Origin of the sequence: Pigmentiphaga sp. NML080357 (assembly GCF_002188465.1) — a bacterium.
Classification (GTDB): domain Bacteria; phylum Pseudomonadota; class Gammaproteobacteria; order Burkholderiales; family Burkholderiaceae_B; genus Pigmentiphaga.
In genome coordinates, this window is sequence record NZ_NINW01000049.1 from 519,484 (window position 1) to 534,873 (window position 15,390).

Here is a 15,390-nt window from a genome sequence, read left to right on the forward strand (position 1 = left end):
CCATGGAACGAGTCATCCCCCAGACCCAGGAAATGTTCGACGCCTACGGCCGGCTCAATGGCGACAACGACATCCTCCACTACGACGACGAATATGCCCGCCAGCGCGGATTCCGCGGAACGCTGGGCCACGGCCTGATGTACCTGGGCTATGTGGCCGACCTGGCGGCGCGCCAATACGGCAAGGAGTGGCACTATCGCGGCGAGCTGTCGGTCAAGTTCATCGCGCCGGTCTGCCCGGGCGACGAACTGAAGGTGTCGCTCGACGACGATGGACAGGCCCAGTGCGAGTCCCAGTTCGGCAAGACCTTGGTCGGCTACGCGCGCCTGACCTGATGTCCCGGAGGACGCAATGCCCGATTCGCCATCGCTATGCACCCACACCGGCTTCTCCGACGCAAGGTCGGTCCGGGTCCGCGGCAAGGACCTGCTCGGCGAGCTGGTCGGGCATTGCACCTTTACCGAGATGCTGTACTTCCTCACCTGCGGGCGCAAGCCTGATCCAGGGCAGGCGCGCGTCCTGGATGCCTGCCTCGTGACTTTGGCGGAACACGGGCTGACTCCCAGCGCCGTGATCGCCCGCCTGATGGCGGACAGCGTGCCGGAAGAACCGCAGGTGGCGGTCGCCGGCGGGCTGCTGGCGATAGGCAGCGTGTTCGCGGGGACGACCGAGGACTGCGCCCGCATGCTGCTCGACATCGAGCGCGCATCGCAACGGACGGGTATCGATGAGGCCATCGCCGGTCGCGTGCAAGCCTTGCACGATGGCCGGCGGCCGGTTCCCGGCTTCGGGCATGCCACGCACAAGCCCGACGACCCTCGTACGCCGCGCCTGTTCGAGATCGCCGCCCAGGCCGGCTACGCGGGGCGGTATGTGGGCCTGTTGCAGCGGGTCGGCGCCGAAGTGGATCGTATCCATGGCCGGCACCTCACGATCAATGCGACCGGCGCGATGGGGGCGCTCTTCCTGGAGATCGGCATACCTTTGCAGGCCATGCGCTGCTATTCGGTCGTCTCGCGGGCGGCAGGCCTGGTCGGCCACCTGCTCGAGGAACAGGCCACCCATTCCGCCCGCGCGATATGGCAGGCGAGCAAGCGTGCCGTGCCTTACCGCGATCCCGGTTGACCGCCCCGCATCGCGCCCAGCACCTCGTCACAGAGCCTGTCCGACTCTTCCCCTTGGTCTTGCAGCCAGGCCAGGAAATCTTCCAGCAAGGCGCGATGGCGAGTGTGGGGAGACGCGATCAGGAAGTAACTGGGGTCATACACCCTGGGCGCACCCAGCGGGGCCGAGAGGCGCCCGGCGGCAAGGTCGTCGATCGCCAGCGGTTCGGGCACGAGCGCGATGCCCAGCCCGTCCACGGCGGCCTGGTGCGCAAAGTACATTTCTTCGAACATCAGCGTGCCGCCCGGCGCGACCGCTTCCAGTCCGGCGGCGGCAAACCACTGTTCCCAGGCATGGGGGTGCGTCGAGGCGTTGATGAGCGTGTGCTGCTTGAGGTCCTGCGGCCCGCGCACCGGCGCGAGTTCCAGGATTTCGGGCGCGCATACGGCGACGAGATTGGTGCGGAGGAACTCGTGGCAATCGAACCTGGGCAGCGGGGCGGACAGCCGGCGTATGACCGCGTCGAGTTCCGGCAGCGCCATGGATTCGACCGCCGCGACGCCGGTCGTCAAGCGCAGCTCGACCTCGGGGTGCTGGCGCTGGAATCCCGACAGCCGCGGGATGAGCCACTTCATGGTGAAGGTGGGCGGGGCATTGATGGCCAGCACCACCCGGCCGGCCTTGCGCGTGAGCGAGTAGGTGGACAGCGCGATGCGGTCCAGCGCCGGTCCGACTTCCGACAGCAGGGCGCGGCCTTCGTCGGTCAGCTGGATCTGGTGGTTGAGCCGATGGAACAGCGCGAGCCCGAGATGGTTCTCCAGGGCAGCCACCTGGCGGCTGACGGCGCCGTGGGTGACGCAAAGCTCGTGGGCGGCCTTGGTGAAGCTCAGATGCCGCGCGGCCGCTTCGAAGGCGCGGATGGCATTGAGAGGGGGAAGCCGTCGCATCGTATGAAGAAAACTCACACCCTCATGAGATTAAATGGATTGTGCGCGAGCTGCTTCTTTTACACAGTAGGCCTTGCCGCGTCGGCGCTGTGCTGTCCCTCGAAGCCAGTGCAGCTGTGCCGGCAAGCCGAGCGGTCCCGGCGATGCGCCGGGACGATCCGACTATAACAGCAACGACCGGAGACATGATCATGAAGGGCCGCACTCCCCCCGCATCGCATCTCTTCCCGCTGTCGCTATGCCTGGCGCTGGTCGCGGCCGGACCCGCCCGGGCGGATTATCCCGACAAGCCCGTGCGCATCGTCTGCGCCCACGCGCCGGGCGGCGCGGCGGACCAGTTGTCGCGCATCGTCGCCGAGAAGCTCGGGCAGGCGCTGGGCCAGACCGTCATCGTCGAAAACCGTCCGGGCGCCAGCACCATGCTGGCGGCCGAGCACGTCGCGCGGTCGCCCGGCGACGGCTATACATTGCTGATGGCGACGGTGACGACGCTGTCGATCAATCCCTCGCTCTACGGTCACTTGCGATACGATCCCGTCCGCGATTTCGCGCCCGTCACGGTGGTCGCATCGACCCCCTTCTTCCTGGCGGTCAACGCGTCCGTGCCGGCGCGGACCGTACGCGAGCTGATCGACCTGGCAAAGGGGCATCCGCGTACCTTGAATGTCGGGTCGTCCGGCAACGGCACGTCGTCGCATCTTGCCGCCGAACTGTTCAATGACATGGCCGGGGTGCAGACCGTGCACGTTCCGTACAAGGCCACGGCCACGCGCAACAACGAGTTGGCGGCGGGCGTGATCCAGATGACCTTCGGCAATGACGTGATGCCCATCGTCAACGGCGGCAAGGCGCGCGTGCTCGGCGTGACCTCGGCGACGCGCCTCGGCGGCTATCCGGCGATACCCACCGTGGCCGAGAGCGGCGTGCCGGGATTCGAGGCCAGCGTCTGGTACGGGCTCGTGGCGCCGCGCGGCACGCCCGAGGCGGCCGTGCGGACGCTGCATGCGGCCCTTGCGCGCATACTGGCGCAACCGGACGTGAAGACGCAGATCATGACCGCGGTGGGCGGGGAGGCCGTGGCGAATACCCCCGAGGAGTTCGCCACCCTCATCGCGGCCGACACAAAGAAATGGGGCAAGGTGATCGAGCGGGCGGGGGTCAAGGCGCCGGCCGAATGAACGGCGGCGCGCTTTCCCCGCGGGCGTCTACCGACCGTCTTCCAGTACGGCCTGGAGCCCGTGCTCCATGGCGTGCCGCGACACCACCAGCTCCAGCCGCAGCATGGCCCGCGTCGCCCCGACGAACAGCTTGCGGGCGGCTCTTTCGTCGAGCTGGTCGAAATCGATCTCGGTAAAGACGACCGCGGGAGCTGCCTGGCCCTTGAATCGGTAGACCGATTCCATCAGTACTTCGCCCGCGGAGAATTCGGGCTTGCCGAAAAGGTCGTACCGGCCGGTGAAAGTGCGCATGGAGTGAGGTCCGAGCTGCGCCTGCCCCAGCAGGGCGGAACTGTCGCGGCCGCGGAAACTGACGACGGCGATGTCGGCGCGCTTGAAACCGGCGGCCAGGCATTGCGAAATGGCCTTCTTGGTATGGGCCAGCAGTTCGGCCTCGTTCTCGTAGACCAGCACGTCCAGCCCGCCCGCGGCGATGGGGCCGCGCGGCTCGATGTGCAGGTCGTCGGGCACGAGCCGGTCGAGCAGCTTCACGATGCTGCGCGGGCTGCGGTAATTGCTCTGGGCTCGCAGCGTGACCCAGCCGGGCAGCTGCACGGCCGGTTTCCCGTAGAGGTTCTGCATCGGGTCTTCGAGCCAGATCATGCGCGCGTCTTCGCGGGCGTGGCGCAGGATCTGGTCGCGCCAGTCGTCCGAGAAATCCTGGCCCTCGTCGACGATGATGGTGTCGAAGCGCAGGTGGTCGGGCACGGCTTCGCGCGCGGCACGCCCGACCAGGTTGTCGAATGCGTTGGGGCCCGAGAAGTCGACCGGCTGGCCGGCCGCATGGAGCACCTTGTCGCACAACGTATGGAAGGTGCAGGCCAGGCCGCCTTCGGGCGCGATGCCGTTGAAGTGGTCCGCCAGCGGGCGGTTGAAGCAGACGTAAAGCGGACGGCGGCCGGCGTCGAGCGCCGCGCGGTACTCGGCATGGGCGAGCTGGGTCTTGCCCGACCCCGCGGTGCCGACGACGCGCAGCCGGAATGGCTCGAACTCCAGCCTGCGCGCCCAATGGGCGAGGCCGCCCGAAATGCGGGTGACCAGCGCCCGCGCCTGGCCCACGAGCGCATTGGCGTCGGGCTCGAGTTGGATGATGTCGTCCAGGAAGCGCCGCACGGCCGGCGCGGCGGGCGTGGCCGGCGCCTGCGGCAGCGAGAGCTGGATGACCGAGCACAGGCGGTCCCGCTCCGTCGCATCGACGATGCGCTCCGACGACAGTCCGGCGGTCTCGGGGTGGCGCACCGTGTAGTCGGGGCAGTAGAGCAGGTACTCGACCCGGATGGCGTCCAGGTGCGGGCGGCGCGCCAGCCGGGTGCGCAGCACCGCGAGCTGGCGCGCGATCTGCACGGGTACGTTGGTGCTGTGGCTGGGGTATTTCTTGCACAGCCCCTCGGGCGTTTCTTCCAGGAAACCGCTCAACTGCTCGATCAGCAGCAGGTCGCCCGCGGCGTTGACGATGGCGAAGTCGATGTCGCCGTAGACGGAAAAGCCATGTTCCACGTTCGTCCAGTGGACGGCATGGTAGACCGTGTAGGAATCGGGCAGGCCGCGTTCGAGCGTGGCCAGGGTTTCGATTTCCCGGCGGGCCGCGCCAGTGGCGCTGATTTCCCGCCAGCCGTCGGGGACGATGCGTGCCATCTGGTGTCCCCCCTACGCGCTTCGCGCGCCCCCCGGGGGGCGGCACTGGCGGACCGGCAAAGCCGGCTCCGCGGTGCCCGGGAGGGGGCGGAGGCCGGCGTGGGAAGTATCGTGGAACACCAAGATAATGTGCGATCTCGTGGACATGGTCATAGGATACAGGGAAGCGCGGGAGTAGACCCGGTTTGGCGGTGGCGGGCCGCTCGCTTCGGGGAAAGGTGACGAACCCACGCCGACTATATAATCCTTCAATGACCTGGCACTTCACCAAAATGCACGGCGCGGGCAATGATTTCGTCGTCCTGGACGGCGTGCGCCAAGATATCCGGCTCACTCCCGAGCGGGCGCGCAAGCTCGCCCATCGCCAGTTCGGCGTCGGCGCCGACCAGATCCTGCTAGTCGAGCGGCCCACGCGATCCGATGCCGATTTCCGCTATCGCATCTTCAATGCCGACGGCGGAGAGGTCGAGCACTGCGGCAATGGCGCCCGCTGCTTCGTGCGCTTCGTGCACGAGCAGGGCCTGACCGATCGCAACCCGGTGCGCGCCGAGATCTGCACCGGCATCATCGTCCTGAACGAGCAGGACGACGGCGAGGTCAGCGTCGACATGGGCCGCACCAGCTTCGAGCCGGCCGCGGTGCCGTTCGATTCCGCCGGCCTGACGCCCAGGAAGGAAGGCGAGGACACCCTCTGGCCGATCGACGTATCGGCGCCCGGCGAGCCGGAACGCATCGTCTGGGTCTCGGCACTGGGCATTTCCAATCCGCACGCCGTGCAGGTGGTCGACGACGTCGATGCCGCGCCGGTCGCCAGCATCGGTCCTCGCATCGAGAGCCATCCGCGTTTTCCCCGCCGGGTCAACGCCGGTTTCATGCAGATCGTCGATCGCCACAACATCCGGCTGCGCGTCTACGAGCGCGGTGCGGGGGAAACCCTGGCCTGCGGCACGGGCGCGTGCGCGGCGGTGGCGGCGGGGATCCGCCGCGGCCTGCTCGAATCGCCGGTGCGGGTGCAGACGCGCGGAGGCGTCCTGACCATCGCCTGGGACGGCGAGCAGTTGCTGATGACCGGCCCGGCCGTCACCGTGTTCGAAGGCACCGTCGACGTCGACCGCCTGCTGGGCTGAATGGCCGACGCGCCGCACCCTACATCAACGAGGAATTCCGGAAAGCACATGGACGCCAACGAAGTCGCACAATACTTGAGGGACAACACCGATTTCTTCGAACGGCACGCCGAGCTGTTCGTTTCCATGAAGGTGCCGCATCCCCACGAGGGCAAGGCCGTATCCCTGGCCGAGCGGCAGGTGCTGGCGTTGCGTGATCGCGTGCGGGGCATGGAGCTGCGGGTGGCGGAACTGGTGCGCGCCGCGTCCGAGAACGAACACATTTCCGACCGCCTGCTGCTCTGGAGCCGCAGCCTGCTCAAGGAACGCGACCCCCAGGCGCTGCCGGCGGCCGTCACCCAGGGCCTGGCCGAGATCTTCAGCGTGCCCGACGTGGCGCTGCGGATCTGGGCGGACACCGCGCCGGGCGATGCCCAGGCGCCCTGGCGCGGCGAGGTCTCGGCCGACGCCCGGACTTTCGCCAACGGCCTGATGTCGCCGTACTGCGGCCCCAACTCGGGATTCGAGGCCGCCGCGTGGCTGGAACGGGAGGTCCGTTCGCTGGCGCTGATCCCGCTGCGCGTGGGCATCGCGCCCGAAGCCTTCGGTCTTCTGGTCCTGGCTTCCCCCGATGCCGAGCGCTTCACGCCTTCCATGGGGACGGCCTTCCTGTCGCGCATCGGCGAGCTGGCCAGCGCATCGCTGTCGCGGCTGCTGGCCGAGGGCCCGGCTGCCTGACGCGCCGCGCCGTGGCCGACGCCGCGCCCCCTTCGCCCGGCGATACGGGGCCGGCACTCGGCCGACCCATGCTTGAATGGCTCGAACACCTGAGCTCGGGCCGTCGCTATTCTCCCCATACCCTGGCGGCGTACCGCCGCGATCTCGCCCACCTGGTCGAACTGGCCGATGGCCTGCCGCTGGAGCGCATCTCGCAGGGCCACGTACGGCGTTACCTGGGGTTGCTGCATGCGCGGGGCATGAGCCCGCGCAGCCTGGCTCGCCTGCTTGCGAGTTGGCGCGGCTTCTATCAATGGTGGGCGCCGCGCGCGGGCATGCCGGGCAATCCGGCGGCAGGCGTGCGCGGCCCGAAGGCGCCTCGCGGCCTGCCCAAGGCGTTGTCCGTGGACCAGGCCCAGGCCCTGCTCGATCATGCGCCGGCCGTCGTCCCCGAAACGGCAGGGCAGAGCGCCGAGCAGCGGCGCGCCATCGCGCTGCGCGACACCGCCATGTTCGAGCTTTTCTACTCCAGCGGATTGCGCCTGTCCGAACTGGTCGGCCTGGATGTCGCCTATGCCCGCGAGGGCGGCTACGAATCTTCCAGCTGGCTGGACCTTGCCGAGGCCGAGGTCAGCGTGCTGGGCAAGGGCAGCAAGCGCCGCATCGTGCCGGTGGGCAGCCAGGCCTGCGAGGCGATTCGGGCCTGGCTCGCGGCGCGGCAGGTGCTCGCCGCGGGCGCGCGCGGCGGCGATGCTCATGCGCTTTTCGTGGGCCTGCGCGGCCGCCGCATCTCGACCCGGGTGGTGCAGGCGCAGCTTGCCAAGCGCGGCCAGGCCGCCGGCGTGCCGACCCATGTGCATCCCCACGTGCTGCGCCACAGCTTTGCCAGCCACGTGCTGCAATCGGCCGAGGACTTGCGCGCGGTGCAGGAGATGCTGGGCCACGCCAGCATCTCCACGACGCAGATCTATACCCGGCTGGATTTCCAACATCTGGCGAAGGTGTACGACAAGGCGCATCCGCGGGCGGGGCGGACACGCAAGGACGAGAAGTAAGGGGGAGGGCCGGCTTCCGGATTTGGGATGCCGTGCCGGCCGAAGTACGATGGCGGTCCGTGATCATGCCGGTGGCGCGTTCCGCTGCCCCGGCTTCATTCCGCTTCGAAGATTCCCCATGAATGACGTCGTTCTCAAGCCCGGCAAGGAAAAGTCCCTGCTGCGGCGCCATCCCTGGGTCTACGCCACCGCCGTGGCGCAGGCCGTCGGCCGGCCGCTGGCTGGCGATACCGTGCGCGTGATCGACAGCCGCGGCAATTTCCTCGCCTGGGGGGCCTACAGCCCCGAGTCGCAGATACGCGTGCGCTGCTGGGGCTTCCGGGAAGACGAGCGGATCGATGCCGGCTGGATGGCCGCGCGCGTATCCGAGGCGGTGGCCCGTCGCGCCAGCCTGGCGGCGCGCACCGACGCGGTCCGGCTGGTATTCGGCGAAGCCGACGCCTTGCCTGGATTCGTCGCCGACCGCTACGCGGACCAGCTCGTGGTGCAGTTCCTCGCCGCCGGGGTCGAGCGTTGGCGCGACGCGCTGGTGGATGCCCTGGTCTGTGTCACCGGGTGCCGCAACGTGTACGAACGCTCCGACGCCGCGGCGCGCGAGCGCGAGGGGCTGGCGGTTCGTACCGGCGTCCTGCGCGGGGAGCATCCTCCCGCCGAGGTGGAGATCGTGGAGGACGGCGTGCGCTATGGCGTGGATGTCGTCAACGGCCACAAGACCGGCTTTTACCTGGACCAGCGCGAAAGCCGCAGGCGGGTGGCGGAGCTGGCCGCGCTGGCCGGCCCGTCCGCCACGGTGTTGAACTGCTTTTCCTATACCGGCGGTTTTTCGCTGGCCGCCATGCGCGCCGGCGCGGCCCATGCCGTCTCGGTGGATTCCTCGGCGGACGCGCTGGCGATGGCCGCGCGCAATGCCGCCCGCAACGGCCTGCCGGAAGCGGCTTTCGAGTGCCGCGTCTCCAAGGTGGCCGATGCGCAGAAGGCGTTGGCCGCGGAAGGACGGCAGTTCGATATCGTGGTGCTCGACCCGCCCAAGTTCGCGCCTTCGGCCCATCACGTGGACAAGGCGGCGCGTGCCTACAAGGACGTGAACCTGAAGGGCATGAAGCTGGTCAAGCCCGGCGGCTACCTGCTGACGTTTTCGTGTTCGGGTGCCATCGGCGTGGACCTGTTCCAGAAGATCGTCGCGGGCGCAGCCATCGATTCCCGCGAGGATTTCGTGCTGTTGGAGCGGTTGGCCGCCGGCATCGACCATCCCATGCGCATGACTCACCCCGAGGGCGAGTATCTGAAGGGCCTGCTGCTGCAGCGGGTGTAGAAAGGCGCTTGCCGCCGTCGCAATCCGTTACCAAAACCCATGGTCGGGCTTGAAATCCCCCAAACCGACCCCATATCTCCCGTTTGCCGAGGGCAATTCGTGTTACACCGTCCGGTGTTTTGCCGACTTCGCGGCAACCGGGGGTTAGCCCGGGTTTGCCCTAGGGAAGCGGCTTGTGCTGTAATCCGGCCCCGCTCGTTGGGCCGAACGCGAGAAGGAGTGACGCGTGGAGGATTTGGCCCGCGAGGCGATACGTGCCCAGGGAGCGCGAGTCACCGCGACCCGGGTGCACGTCTTGGCGACCCTGATGGAAGCGGCCAGCGCCCTGTCGCACCAGGAGCTGTTCGACCGCATCGGATCGTCGGTTTCCGTGGACCGGGTCACCGTGTACCGGGTGCTGGAGTGGCTGGTGCAGACCGGCCTGGCGCACCGCATCGCGGGCGAAGACCGCGTCTGGCGCTTCAGCGTCGCGCGGCCCGGAGACGAGGCGGGTTCCGACCATGCGCATCACCACCATGGCGAGCCGCATGGGCATTTTCAGTGCGATGTCTGCCGCCGCATGTTCTGTATCGATGCGCCGGTTGGTATCCAGCAGAATCTCGATCGCCTGCCCGACGGGTTCGAAGGGCGCGATGTCGAAATGGTCGTGCGCGGGCGTTGTCCCGCCTGCGTGCGGGCCGGCCGGGAGGCCGGCGATGGGCGCAAAACGCATTGACGCGTCCAGGAGGACGCATGTGCAAGGAGCTGTATAGATGAAGGCTGCGGACAAAACACCGAAGCAGATTCCGGTCACTGTCCTGACAGGGTTCCTGGGAGCGGGCAAGACGACGCTGCTCAACCGTATTCTCAACGAACACCACGGCCGCCGGATCGCGGTGATCGAGAACGAGTTCGGGCCGGAAGGCGTGGACAACGACCTCTTGATCCAGGATCGCGACGAGCAGATCGTCGAGATGAACAACGGCTGCGTATGCTGCACCGTACGCGGCGACCTGGTGCGCATCCTGATCGACCTGAAGGACAAGCGGCGCGCCGGCGCGCTCAATTTCGAGCGGGTCATCATCGAGACCACGGGCATGGCCAACCCCGGCCCGGTGTGCCAGACCTTCTTCATGGAAGACGAGGTCGCCAGCTACTTCAGGCTCGACGCGGTCATTACCGTGGTGGACGCCAAGCACGGCATGCAGACCCTGGACGAGCAGCCCGAGGCGCTCAACCAGGTGGGCTTCGCCGACCGCCTGCTGGTCTCCAAGGTGGACCTGGTCAGCGATGCCGATTACCAGGCCCTGCGTTCGCGCCTGGTCCACATCAATCCGCGCGCCACGATCACGCCGGTCAACTTCGGGCAGGTCGACCTCAAGGAAATCCTTGACATCAATGGCTTCAACCTGAACGCCATCCTGGACATCGATCCGGAGTTCCTGGCCGAGGAGCATCCCGACGCCGCGGCGCATGACCATGACCACGGTCACGAGCACGGCCACGACCACGGCCATGAGCACGACGAACATTGCGCGGTCGAGGGCTGCAACGACCCGAGCCACCACCATGGCCACGGCCATCATCACCACCATCACGACGACGCCATCGGGGCGTTCGTGTTCAAGTCGGACAAGCCCTTCGACCCCATGCGGCTGGAGGAATTCCTGGGCGGCGTGGTGCAGGTGTACGGAACCGATTTATTGCGGTACAAGGGTATCTTGTACATGAGTGGCGTCAACCGCCGGATGTTGTTCCAGGGCGTGCACATGCTGATGGGGGCCGATGCCGGCCGGGCATGGGCGCCGGGGGAAAAACGCGGCAGCAAGCTGGTCTTCATCGGCCGCAACCTGCCCCGCGACGTATTCATGCACGGTTTGGAGCAGTGCTTGGTGAATTAGCCCCCCCCCTACGCGCTTACGCGCGCCCCCCGGGGGGCGATGCGGGTGGACCGGCGGAGCCGGATCCACCGCATCCTGGGTTGGGGGATGCTGTGGAATTGGACGGCTTCTTTATTGATACGCGCGGAGCATTTTCATGGCAACGAAAGCGTCAAGCAAAACGTTAAGAGTCACTCAGGAGGACGCGTTGGAAAACGTGATGACCAAGCCGGCTGCTGCCGTGCTCTCTGAAAAAGAGTTGTTGGCCATGCCCGAGGCCGACTACATGAACGAAGCCCAGCTTGCCTTCTTCAAGAGCAGGCTGCAGGAAATCGAACGCGAACTGCTGCAGAATGCCGGCGAAACCACCGAGCATCTGCGCGAGACGCCTTTCGTGCCCGATCCCGCCGACCGCGCCACGATCGAGGAAGAGCATGCGCTGGAATTGCGCACGCGCGATCGCGAGCGCAAGCTGCTCAAGAAGGTGCAGCAGGCCCTTGCCCGTATCGAGTCGGGCGAATACGGCTGGTGCGAGGAAACCGGCGAGCCCATCGGGATCGCCCGCTTGCTCGCTCGGCCCACGGCCACGCTGTCGCTGGAGGCGCAGCAGCGCCGCGAACTGCGGCAGAAGCTCTACGGCGACTGATCCCAAGCCGAGGGCTCGCACGACGGCGCCCCGGGGCGCCGTTTTTTTTCGACGCTCTTGAAGAAAGGCTACCCCGGCCTCACTATCGTAAAAATCGTATCCACCCCGCACGGGGTGTCGCGGATCCGGCCCGCCGGTCCGCTCGCGCTGCCCCCGGAGGGGCAGGCCCATCAGGAAAAGCAAATGGAACAATTCCACGGCACGACCATCATCAGCGTGCGTCGCGGCAACCGGGTTGCCCTCGGCGGCGACGGGCAGGTCACCCTGGGAAACATCGTCATGAAGGGAAGCGCCCGCAAGGTGCGGCGCTTGTACAAGGATTCGGTGCTGGCGGGTTTTGCCGGCGCCACGGCCGATGCGTTCACCTTGATCGAACGTTTCGAAGGCAAGCTGGAAAAGCATCAGGGCCACCTGCTGCGGGCGGCTGTCGACCTGACGCGGGACTGGCGCACCGATCGCGTGCTGCGCAGGCTGGAAGCCATGCTGATCGTGGCCGACCGCGAATCGACCCTGGTGCTGACCGGCAACGGCGACGTGCTCGAGCCCGAGCACGGGCTGGCCGCGATCGGCTCCGGCGGCGCCTATGCGCAATCGGCCGGCCTGGCGCTGCTGCAGAACACCGACATGGCGCCTGAAGACATCGTCAGGAAATCGCTGGCCATCGCCGGCGATCTTTGCATTTACACCAACCAGCATCACACCGTCGAGGTGTTGGAATGAACATGATGACACCCGGTGAAATCGTCTCCGAACTGGACAAGTACATCGTCGGCCAGGACAGGGCCAAGCGTTCGGTGGCGATCGCGCTGCGCAACCGGTGGCGGCGCCAGCAGGTGCCCGAGCCCCTGCGCCACGAGATCCATCCCAAGAACATCCTGATGATCGGTCCCACGGGCGTGGGCAAGACCGAGATCGCTCGCCGCCTCGCCAGGCTGGCCGATGCGCCGTTCGTCAAGATCGAGGCCACCAAGTTCACCGAGGTGGGCTACGTGGGCCGCGACGTGGATACCATCATCCGCGACCTGGCGGAGGTGGCGGTCAAGCAGGTTCGCGAAGCCGAGATGCGGCGTGTGCGCACCCAGGCGGAGGACGCCGCCGAGGACCGCATCCTCGACGTGCTGGTGCCGCCGGCGCGCGATGCGCTCGGCAATCCGCAGCGCGAGGACAATTCCGCGCGCCAGACCTTCCGCAAGCGTTTGCGCGAAGGACAGCTGGACGACAAGGAAATCGAAATCGAGGTGGCCCAGCCGGTGCCGCAGATGGAAATCATGTCTCCTCCCGGCATGGAAGAGATGACCGAGCAGATCCGCGGCATGTTCGCCGGACTGGCGCAGGGCAAGAAGAAGACGCGCAAGCTGCGCATCAAGGAAGCCTTCAAGTTGCTGGTGGACGAAGAAGCCGGCCGCCGGGTGAACGAGGAAGAGCTGCGCACCAAGGCGCTGGCCAGCGTCGAGCAGAACGGCATCGTGTTCCTGGACGAGATCGACAAGATCGCCACGCGCCAGGAAGTCGGCGGTTCGGACGTGTCGCGCCAGGGCGTGCAGCGCGACCTGCTGCCGCTGGTCGAAGGCACGACCGTCAACACCAAGTACGGCATGGTGCGCACCGACCACATCCTGTTCATCGCCTCGGGGGCGTTCCACCTGTCGCGGCCGTCCGACCTGATTCCCGAGCTGCAAGGGCGCTTTCCGATCCGGGTCGAGCTCGATTCGCTCTCGGCCAAGGACTTCGTGCGCATCCTTTCGGAAACCGACGCCTCGCTGGTCAAGCAATACACCGCGCTGCTGGAGACCGAAGGCGTGAAGCTCGAGTTCACCGACGAAGGCATCGAGCGTCTCGCGGAGCTCGCCTTCGCGGTGAACGAGAAGACCGAGAACATCGGCGCGCGCCGGCTCTATACCGTCATGGAAAAGCTGCTCGAGGAACTGTCGTTCGACGCCTCCCGCAAGAGCGGGGAGGTGGTGCGCATCGATGCGGACTATGTGAACAAGCAGCTGGAAGAGGCCGCGGCGCACCAGGACCTGGCGCGCTACGTGCTGTAGGGCGGATCATCGGGCGGCTCTTCCGCTGACGGACAGAACCGCCCTTGCCCCGGTTATTTTGGCTGGATCGCCGTGATGGTGTATTGGCCCTCGACCTTGTCGGCCGCGAAGCGCACCGTGTCGCCCGGCTTGACCTGGCTCAGCATGGCCGGGTCGGCCACCTTGAAGACCAGCGTCATGGCGGGCAGCTGCAGGTTGGGAATGGGGCCGTGCTTGAGCGTGATCTTGCCGTGGGCGGCATCGATGCGGCGCACCTCGCCTTCGGCGTTGAGCGCCTGCGCGAGCGCGGCGCCCACGGTCAGCCCGAGTCCGGCAACCGTGGCGATCAGGGCGAGTAGACGTTTCACTGCATTCTCCTTCTAGCGATAAGCGCGGTAGACGCGCGAGCGGCCATCGGCCGTGACCAGCAGCACGTCGTAGGGATCGCTGCGGCCGCCCGCTTCCATGCCGGGCGAACCGACCGGCATGCCAGGGACTGCCAGGCCGACGGCGCGGGGCCTTTCGGCGAGCAGGCGCTTGATGTCGGCGGCGGGCACGTGGCCTTCGAGCGCGTAGCCTTCGACGGCCGCCGTATGGCATGAGCCGTAGGCGTCCGGCATGCGCAGCTTGGCGCGCCAGGCAGCGGTGTCGGCCACGTCGTGGGCCTCGACCGGAAACCCGGCCTGTTCGAGATGGCTGATCCAGGCTTTGCAGCAGCCGCAGTATTGGGTCTTGTACACGACAATGCGCGGCAGCGTCGCCGGGCTCGCCGTGGCCAGCGCGGGCAGCGCCAGTCCGGTCAATGCTAACAGGGTTCGGCGGCGGCGCAGGTCGGGTGCAAGGATTGGTTTCATGGTTTGCGGGCGTGGGAGTGGTTGGGAGCGGCCGATCCGCGGTTGCCCATGCCCGGCGTCGCCAGGCCCGTCAGGATGGGGCAGTCGGGCCGGTGATCGCCATGGCAGTGCGAAGCCAATTGCTCGAGCGTGGCCTTCATGGCTTGTAGACCACGGATCTTGTCTTCGAGTTCGGCGATATGCTCGCAGGCCAGTTGCTTGACTTCCGAGCTCGGCCGGCCGCGGTCGTTCCACAGTTCCAGGAGCGTACCGATCTGCGGGATCGAGAAACCGAGATCCCGCGCATTGCGAATGAACTGCAGCGTATGGATGTCGCTCTCGCCGTACAGGCGATAGCCGGCCTCGGTGCGGTGCGCCGCCGGGATCAGGCCGATGGCCTCGTAGTGGCGGATCATTTTGGCCGATACGCCGGATGCCTCGGCGGCTTGTCCAATATTCAGCGTTTGCATGACGGTCTTCGTGCCTGCTCGTCCATCGGTGTGTGTCGCGCGCGCCGGCATGGGTGCGCGGCGCCGGCCCCCGGTTCAGTTCGCGGATGGCCTGGCAAGATTCTAAACCTTGACATCATGGCAAAGTAAATGGGGGTGCCGCGCACAGGTTCAAGTCAAGCCGGTGGAAAACCTTGTGGGAAAGTGTGTGGAAATCCGGTGGAAAGCCCGTGGACAGCCATGTGGAAAAGCTGTGGAGATGGCTGTGGGCAGGCTGTGGGAAAGCTGTGCACTGCCAGGGGACAGTGGGTGGACAACCGCCCTCGCGCCTGTGGAAAAGCGGTGCGGAACCCTGTGAAGAAGCGGTGCATGACCGGTGGGCAAGCCTGGGGACAAGGCCGGGATAAGCGCGGGATAAGGGTGGGATATCCTGTGGACGGAATCCCTGCGCGCGCAGTGGCTACAATTGGGGCTGTTTGTCCATCCTTC

At 67.0% G+C, this 15,390-nt stretch carries 17 protein-coding genes; 12 read left to right on the top strand and 5 right to left on the bottom strand.

All coding sequences use genetic code 11. The features are described 5' to 3' along the window. The first annotated feature begins 2 nt into the window (after positions 1 to 2). Positions 3 to 335: a MaoC family dehydratase gene (locus tag CDO44_RS24985; RefSeq protein WP_087782931.1), complete on the top strand. Its 333-nt coding sequence runs from the start codon at positions 3 to 5 to the stop codon at positions 333 to 335. A gap of 16 nt (positions 336 to 351) precedes the next feature. Next, the gene (locus tag CDO44_RS24990) at positions 352 to 1,125 is read left to right on the top strand and encodes a citryl-CoA lyase (RefSeq protein WP_087782932.1); all 774 of its coding nucleotides are present in this window, start codon (positions 352 to 354) and stop codon (positions 1,123 to 1,125) included. Here the strand turns inward: CDO44_RS24990 and gcvA are convergent. After that, positions 1,107 to 2,051 (bottom strand): transcriptional regulator GcvA, encoded by a 945-nt coding sequence (gcvA, locus tag CDO44_RS24995; RefSeq protein ID WP_087782933.1) that lies wholly within the window; start codon positions 2,049 to 2,051, stop codon positions 1,107 to 1,109. The two genes, CDO44_RS24990 and gcvA, sit on opposite strands and share 19 nt — an antisense overlap. Positions 2,052 to 2,242: 191 nt before the next feature. Here gcvA and CDO44_RS25000 point away from each other — a divergent pair, with 191 nt between their 5' ends. Next, complete coding sequence (locus CDO44_RS25000; protein WP_087783120.1) at positions 2,243 to 3,229, top strand: tripartite tricarboxylate transporter substrate binding protein; 987 nt, start codon at positions 2,243 to 2,245, stop codon at positions 3,227 to 3,229. Positions 3,230 to 3,256: 27 nt separating this feature from the next. Here the strand turns inward: CDO44_RS25000 and CDO44_RS25005 are convergent, their stop codons facing one another. Further along, the gene (locus tag CDO44_RS25005; protein ID WP_087782934.1) at positions 3,257 to 4,903 is read right to left on the bottom strand and encodes a DEAD/DEAH box helicase; all 1,647 of its coding nucleotides are present in this window, start codon (positions 4,901 to 4,903) and stop codon (positions 3,257 to 3,259) included. Positions 4,904 to 5,154: 251 nt separating this feature from the next. Between CDO44_RS25005 and dapF the strand changes: the two genes are divergently transcribed. The 9 genes from dapF (at position 5,155) to hslU (ending at position 13,640) form a co-directional block, all read left to right on the top strand. Beyond that, positions 5,155 to 6,030, top strand: coding sequence for a diaminopimelate epimerase (dapF, locus tag CDO44_RS25010; protein ID WP_087782935.1), 876 nt, complete (start codon positions 5,155 to 5,157; stop codon positions 6,028 to 6,030). Positions 6,031 to 6,078: 48 nt separating this feature from the next. After that, the gene (locus tag CDO44_RS25015; protein ID WP_087782936.1) at positions 6,079 to 6,747 is read left to right on the top strand and encodes a DUF484 family protein; all 669 of its coding nucleotides are present in this window, start codon (positions 6,079 to 6,081) and stop codon (positions 6,745 to 6,747) included. Between the two features lie 68 nt (positions 6,748 to 6,815). Continuing rightward, positions 6,816 to 7,781, top strand: coding sequence for a tyrosine recombinase XerC (xerC, locus tag CDO44_RS25020; RefSeq protein WP_087782937.1), 966 nt, complete (start codon positions 6,816 to 6,818; stop codon positions 7,779 to 7,781). A 118-nt stretch (positions 7,782 to 7,899) separates the two neighbouring features. After that, positions 7,900 to 9,093 (top strand): class I SAM-dependent rRNA methyltransferase, encoded by a 1,194-nt coding sequence (locus CDO44_RS25025; RefSeq protein WP_087782938.1) that lies wholly within the window; start codon positions 7,900 to 7,902, stop codon positions 9,091 to 9,093. A gap of 226 nt (positions 9,094 to 9,319) precedes the next feature. After that, positions 9,320 to 9,808: a Fur family transcriptional regulator gene (locus CDO44_RS25030; RefSeq protein ID WP_087782939.1), complete on the top strand. Its 489-nt coding sequence runs from the start codon at positions 9,320 to 9,322 to the stop codon at positions 9,806 to 9,808. A gap of 37 nt (positions 9,809 to 9,845) precedes the next feature. After that, the gene (locus CDO44_RS25035; RefSeq protein ID WP_087782940.1) at positions 9,846 to 10,973 is read left to right on the top strand and encodes a GTP-binding protein; all 1,128 of its coding nucleotides are present in this window, start codon (positions 9,846 to 9,848) and stop codon (positions 10,971 to 10,973) included. A 199-nt stretch (positions 10,974 to 11,172) separates the two neighbouring features. After that, on the top strand, positions 11,173 to 11,598 hold the full coding sequence (dksA, locus tag CDO44_RS25040) for an RNA polymerase-binding protein DksA (RefSeq protein ID WP_087782941.1): 426 nt from the start codon (positions 11,173 to 11,175) through the stop codon (positions 11,596 to 11,598). Between the two features lie 183 nt (positions 11,599 to 11,781). Then, positions 11,782 to 12,318, top strand: a complete 537-nt coding sequence (gene hslV, locus CDO44_RS25045; protein ID WP_087782942.1) for an ATP-dependent protease subunit HslV — start codon at positions 11,782 to 11,784, stop codon at positions 12,316 to 12,318. A gap of 5 nt (positions 12,319 to 12,323) precedes the next feature. After that, positions 12,324 to 13,640 (top strand): ATP-dependent protease ATPase subunit HslU, encoded by a 1,317-nt coding sequence (gene hslU, locus CDO44_RS25050; RefSeq protein WP_087783121.1) that lies wholly within the window; start codon positions 12,324 to 12,326, stop codon positions 13,638 to 13,640. Between the two features lie 53 nt (positions 13,641 to 13,693). Here the strand turns inward: hslU and CDO44_RS25055 are convergent, their stop codons facing one another. From CDO44_RS25055 to cueR, 3 genes are read right to left on the bottom strand one after another with little or no spacing between them, the layout of a single operon-like run. Next, the gene (locus tag CDO44_RS25055; protein WP_233146344.1) at positions 13,694 to 13,987 is read right to left on the bottom strand and encodes a copper-binding protein; all 294 of its coding nucleotides are present in this window, start codon (positions 13,985 to 13,987) and stop codon (positions 13,694 to 13,696) included. A gap of 12 nt (positions 13,988 to 13,999) precedes the next feature. Then, positions 14,000 to 14,473, bottom strand: coding sequence for a DUF411 domain-containing protein (locus tag CDO44_RS25060; RefSeq protein ID WP_087782943.1), 474 nt, complete (start codon positions 14,471 to 14,473; stop codon positions 14,000 to 14,002). Then, on the bottom strand, positions 14,470 to 14,913 hold the full coding sequence (gene cueR / locus CDO44_RS25065) for a Cu(I)-responsive transcriptional regulator (RefSeq protein WP_087783123.1): 444 nt from the start codon (positions 14,911 to 14,913) through the stop codon (positions 14,470 to 14,472). Before cueR ends, CDO44_RS25060 begins: the two co-directional genes overlap by 4 nt. Between the last annotated feature and the right edge of the window lie 477 nt (positions 14,914 to 15,390).

Excerpts from the sequence above, each read along its gene's own strand:
- CDO44_RS24985 (WP_087782931.1), top strand. The coding sequence starts at position 3 with ATGGAACGAGTCATCCCCCAGACCCAGGAAATGTTCGACGCCTACGGC.
- CDO44_RS24990 (WP_087782932.1), top strand. The coding sequence starts at position 352 with ATGCCCGATTCGCCATCGCTATGCACCCACACCGGCTTCTCCGACGCA.
- gcvA (WP_087782933.1), bottom strand. The coding sequence starts at position 2,051 with ATGCGACGGCTTCCCCCTCTCAATGCCATCCGCGCCTTCGAAGCGGCC.
- CDO44_RS25000 (WP_087783120.1), top strand. The coding sequence starts at position 2,243 with ATGAAGGGCCGCACTCCCCCCGCATCGCATCTCTTCCCGCTGTCGCTA.
- CDO44_RS25005 (WP_087782934.1), bottom strand. The coding sequence starts at position 4,903 with ATGGCACGCATCGTCCCCGACGGCTGGCGGGAAATCAGCGCCACTGGC.
- dapF (WP_087782935.1), top strand. The coding sequence starts at position 5,155 with ATGACCTGGCACTTCACCAAAATGCACGGCGCGGGCAATGATTTCGTC.
- CDO44_RS25015 (WP_087782936.1), top strand. The coding sequence starts at position 6,079 with ATGGACGCCAACGAAGTCGCACAATACTTGAGGGACAACACCGATTTC.
- xerC (WP_087782937.1), top strand. The coding sequence starts at position 6,816 with ATGCTTGAATGGCTCGAACACCTGAGCTCGGGCCGTCGCTATTCTCCC.
- CDO44_RS25025 (WP_087782938.1), top strand. The coding sequence starts at position 7,900 with ATGAATGACGTCGTTCTCAAGCCCGGCAAGGAAAAGTCCCTGCTGCGG.
- CDO44_RS25035 (WP_087782940.1), top strand. The coding sequence starts at position 9,846 with ATGAAGGCTGCGGACAAAACACCGAAGCAGATTCCGGTCACTGTCCTG.
- dksA (WP_087782941.1), top strand. The coding sequence starts at position 11,173 with ATGACCAAGCCGGCTGCTGCCGTGCTCTCTGAAAAAGAGTTGTTGGCC.
- hslV (WP_087782942.1), top strand. The coding sequence starts at position 11,782 with ATGGAACAATTCCACGGCACGACCATCATCAGCGTGCGTCGCGGCAAC.
- hslU (WP_087783121.1), top strand. The coding sequence starts at position 12,324 with ATGACACCCGGTGAAATCGTCTCCGAACTGGACAAGTACATCGTCGGC.
- CDO44_RS25060 (WP_087782943.1), bottom strand. The coding sequence starts at position 14,473 with ATGAAACCAATCCTTGCACCCGACCTGCGCCGCCGCCGAACCCTGTTA.